The organism is Frankia sp. CoWAU3 (assembly GCF_977971855.1).
Genome location: NZ_CDWWXB010000287.1, coordinates 1 through 3,434 on the forward strand (window position 1 = coordinate 1; position 3,434 = coordinate 3,434).

At 70.2% G+C, this 3,434-nt stretch carries 4 protein-coding genes; 2 read left to right on the forward strand and 2 right to left on the reverse strand.

Annotation, left to right across the window (positions count from 1 at the left end):
* Nucleotides 1-364 precede the first annotated feature (364 nt).
* The gene (locus tag AC08ON_RS17250) at nucleotides 365-1,480 is read left to right on the forward strand and encodes an SGNH/GDSL hydrolase family protein (protein ID WP_476617351.1); all 1,116 of its coding nucleotides are present in this window, start codon (nucleotides 365-367) and stop codon (nucleotides 1,478-1,480) included.
* 94 nt (nucleotides 1,481-1,574) lie between these two features.
* Here AC08ON_RS17250 and AC08ON_RS17255 read toward each other — a convergent pair whose 3' ends face one another.
* On the reverse strand, nucleotides 1,575-2,348 hold the full coding sequence (locus AC08ON_RS17255; RefSeq protein WP_476617352.1) for a Kelch repeat-containing protein: 774 nt from the start codon (nucleotides 2,346-2,348) through the stop codon (nucleotides 1,575-1,577).
* Between the two features lie 43 nt (nucleotides 2,349-2,391).
* Between AC08ON_RS17255 and AC08ON_RS17260 the strand changes: the two genes are divergently transcribed.
* Complete coding sequence (locus tag AC08ON_RS17260) at nucleotides 2,392-2,787, forward strand: hypothetical protein (RefSeq protein ID WP_476617353.1); 396 nt, start codon at nucleotides 2,392-2,394, stop codon at nucleotides 2,785-2,787.
* Nucleotides 2,788-3,273: 486 nt separating this feature from the next.
* Here the strand turns inward: AC08ON_RS17260 and AC08ON_RS17265 are convergent, their stop codons facing one another.
* Entirely contained in the window at nucleotides 3,274-3,402 is a 129-nt protein-coding gene (locus tag AC08ON_RS17265; RefSeq protein ID WP_476617354.1) for a hypothetical protein, read from the reverse strand.
* Nucleotides 3,403-3,434 lie beyond the last annotated feature (32 nt).

Sequence of the window (3,434 nt, forward strand, 5' to 3'; positions counted from 1 at the left end):
GGGTTCTTCCTCGTCAAGTTGCTTCGTATCTTTCTCGAAGGGATCATGCGGTGGCCGTCCCCTTTACAGGCCGTTACTCTGGGGTGCCGTAGGACTGTCGCAGAGTGGCGAAGGACTGTTCTGGGGTGTCGCAGGACTGCTACTCCACGTGCACCACATCCGTGGACTCCACTCCACGGCCTGTCATCATGACGGTATGACGGGTAGCGATCTCGGGCGATGCCGGTGGAGCATGCTCGTGGTGGGTCTGGTGGCGGCCATGGCTGCCGTGGTGGTCGCGGGTTGCCGTGACACGGGCGCAGCGGAGGTATCCCGTAGCCGGCAGAACGTCGCGGCAGCGACATCGCAACCTTCTGTGACGACGGTGACACGTTCACGGCAGGCGATGGTGACCGTGCAGGCGGGACGCTCGCGCACAGTCGTCGGGCTGAGCGCGGTGGCCCTGCACGGCAGGGTCACCGGGCCCGCGGCATCCACAGCGTGGACGATGCTGTCGGGACCGGCCCCGGCCCGATTCGCCGGTGACGCGCCGGACACGACGGTGACCCTCCCGGCTCCGGGCAACTACGTGTTCCAGTTGACCGCGACCGACCGGTCCGGCCGTTCACGATCCTCGCGGACCAGGCTGACCGTGCTGCGCTACGTCGCGCTGGGTGACTCGTATTCCTCCGGGGACGGAGCCGGCCCCGTCGCCGACTACCTCCCGGGCAGCTACCGGCCATTTGGTGGCTGCCGACGCTCGACCGATGCCTACCCGGCTCTCGTCCACGCCGCCCTGGCCACCAAGGACCCGCCGCCGTCCGCGACGTCTGATCCACTGTTCACCTTCGGGGCCTGCGCGGGCGCACGCACTCGGGACTTCTCCACGTCGCAGGGGCCTAGCATCGTACCACAGGACACGTATCTGGACGGGTCGGCCGACACCGTCGGACTGGTCACCCTCACCGTCGGCGGCAACGACATCGGTTTCGCCGACATCGCGGTCTACTGTGCGGCACTGCACGTGACCACACTTCTCCCGTCCTGCCGGGACCACTCCGCACCGGCCGTCGGGGCCGTTCTGAACACCCTGCAGTCACAACTCACCGCGACCTACCGGGCTATCCGACGGGCCCCCAGCCTCGCCCCCGGGGCACGGATCCTCGTCCTGGGCTATCCCCGGCTGTTCCCCGACACTCTGGACGCACCCTGCCCGGTCAGCGTCCTCGGGAAGTTGGGGGTACGCATCCAGCCGGCCGACGCGGCCTGGTTCAACCAGACCGTCCACGACCTCGACAACACGATCCGCGCCGCCGCGAGGGCGGCCGGCGTGACCTACGTGGACACCGAGAACGCCTTCGCCGGGCACGAGTTCTGCAGCAGTACAGGAAGCCCTCCCGACGTCGACCTCCTCGGAACGCCGTTCTCCGCCGCGTTCCACCCCAACGGCCAGGGGCAGCGCGCGCTGGCCACCGCGATCACCGCCGCCTATCTTCAGTAAACGCGGCCAGCAGCCGGGGCCGGCCTCATGGGACAGGGCGGCCGGCGCCCGACTGACGGCGTTGTTCGTTACTTGTTTCGCTATTCGCTATTCGCTATTCGCTAAGTGCGGCGACGGTGTTCAGCGTCTTGCCGGAGCTGGACGTTCCACCCAGCACGTACACCCGGCCGTCACCACCGGTTGCCGCGGCATGCCCGGCCCGGGTCGAGGGGGAGCTGGTCGGTCCGGCGGCCCACCGGTCGTCCTTCGGGGTGTATGCCTGCACCGCCCCGGTGACGTTCCCGGCGCTGTCCCGCCCGCCGATGATGTAGACCCGACCGTCGGGGCCGGTCGCCCCGGCGGCACCCGCGACGCCGTCCGGCAGGTCGGACATCTGGGCCCACGAACCCTTCTCGGCCGCTTTCGAACCAGGTGTATAGGCGAAGACGTCGGTGGCTGCCCGCGCTGCGGAGCCGCCGCCAGCCCCGATGCCGCCGGCGGCCAGGATCCGGCCGTCCGGCAGTGCCGTCAGGACCGGAGCCCTGTTCCCGGATGGCGGTGCCCCGGCCGTCGACCAGCTGTCCGAGCCGGGGTCGTAGATCGCCAGGGTCTTCGCGTCGAGAACGTAGATCCTGCCGTCGGTGCCGCGGGCCGCGCTCGGGTCACCCATGGCGCTCGGCAGGGGCTTCCCCGTCGACCAGCTTCCGCTGGACGGGGTGTACACCTGGACGATGTCCGTGGGCTGGTTCGAGCTGCCGGACCGGCCGCCGATCGCGTAGATCCGGCCATCGAGGTCGGTCGCGGCGGCGAGGTGGGTACGCGCGGTCGGCAGATCGGGCGCGTCCGTCCAGGCGTTCTTCCGCGGGTCGTAGACCTGGACCGTCCCCACCGGCGTCAGGGGTGCGACGCCCGGCGGTGACGTGGGTGCGCCGGTGCCCGTCGGTGTCCCGGGTGTGGTCGGTGAACCGGTCGGACTCGCGCCGGGTGATCCGGTCAACGTCGCGGTGGGCAGGTCGGTGGTCGGGCTGGTGGTCGGGCTGGTGGTCGGGTCATCGGTTGACGGGCCGAGCGGACCGGCCAGTGGCTTCCGGGTCAGGCTCGCCGGACCCACCGTCGATGTCGTCGTCGCGGAACTTCCGGGCGTCCCGGTGGGGGCCGGCGACTGCGTCGGTGATGCGGGTGCGGTTGGCGAAGTGGGTGTGGTGGTTGGCGAAGTGGGTGTAGTCGGTGACGCGGTCGGGCCGGGCGTTGCCGTGGGCGTCCCCGTAGGCGAGCCCGGGGCGCTGCCGCCGGCGCCCGTCTCGGCGGCCTGGCCGCCGATCGCATAGATCCGTCCGTCACATCCCGTGGTGGCCGCGAGATGGACACGGGGAGTCGGCAGGGCGGTAACCGTCTCCCAGCTTTGCAATGGGCCGGCGATCTGGGGCAGCGACGGGCATCTGCTCGTCGGGCTGCCGGTCGGTGCTGCCGCCTCGGCCACCGAGCTGAGCAGCCCCGGAGCGGCCAGGGCTGCTGCCAGCGTGGCGGTCAGGACGAAGGCGCGCGAGGCGCACCGACGTGATGTACGGGACCAGTTCATGAAGTCTCCCCCCTCTGAGGACCGCGGGTGCGGCCCTGACCGACGGGTGGATGGCATGGGTAGATGACGGTGCACGCACGAGAACTAGCTGTATGTTGTGCATCCTGACGTTGTGCATTCCCATTGATTCGAAGAGTAATCACCATTGGGTTCGGTGACCGCGGGTCCACCCGGATGGGACGAGTGGGCCTGACGCGGTGCGGGACCATCCCCCGACGGGGGTGAGTGGCGTGGGTCAGAGGTGGCCGCGGCGGACCAGCAGGGCCAGGACGCAGGCCGACGGGGCCATCGGCAGCCATACCGTGATCATCCGGTAGCCGAGGACCGCCGCGAGCGCGATGGCGGCGGACTGGCCGGCAGCCATGATCGCTGCTGTCAGGGCCGCGTCGGGCTAGC

Excerpts from the sequence above, each read along its gene's own strand:
- AC08ON_RS17265 (WP_476617354.1), bottom strand. The coding sequence starts at position 3,402 with ATGGCTGCCGGCCAGTCCGCCGCCATCGCGCTCGCGGCGGTCCTCGGC.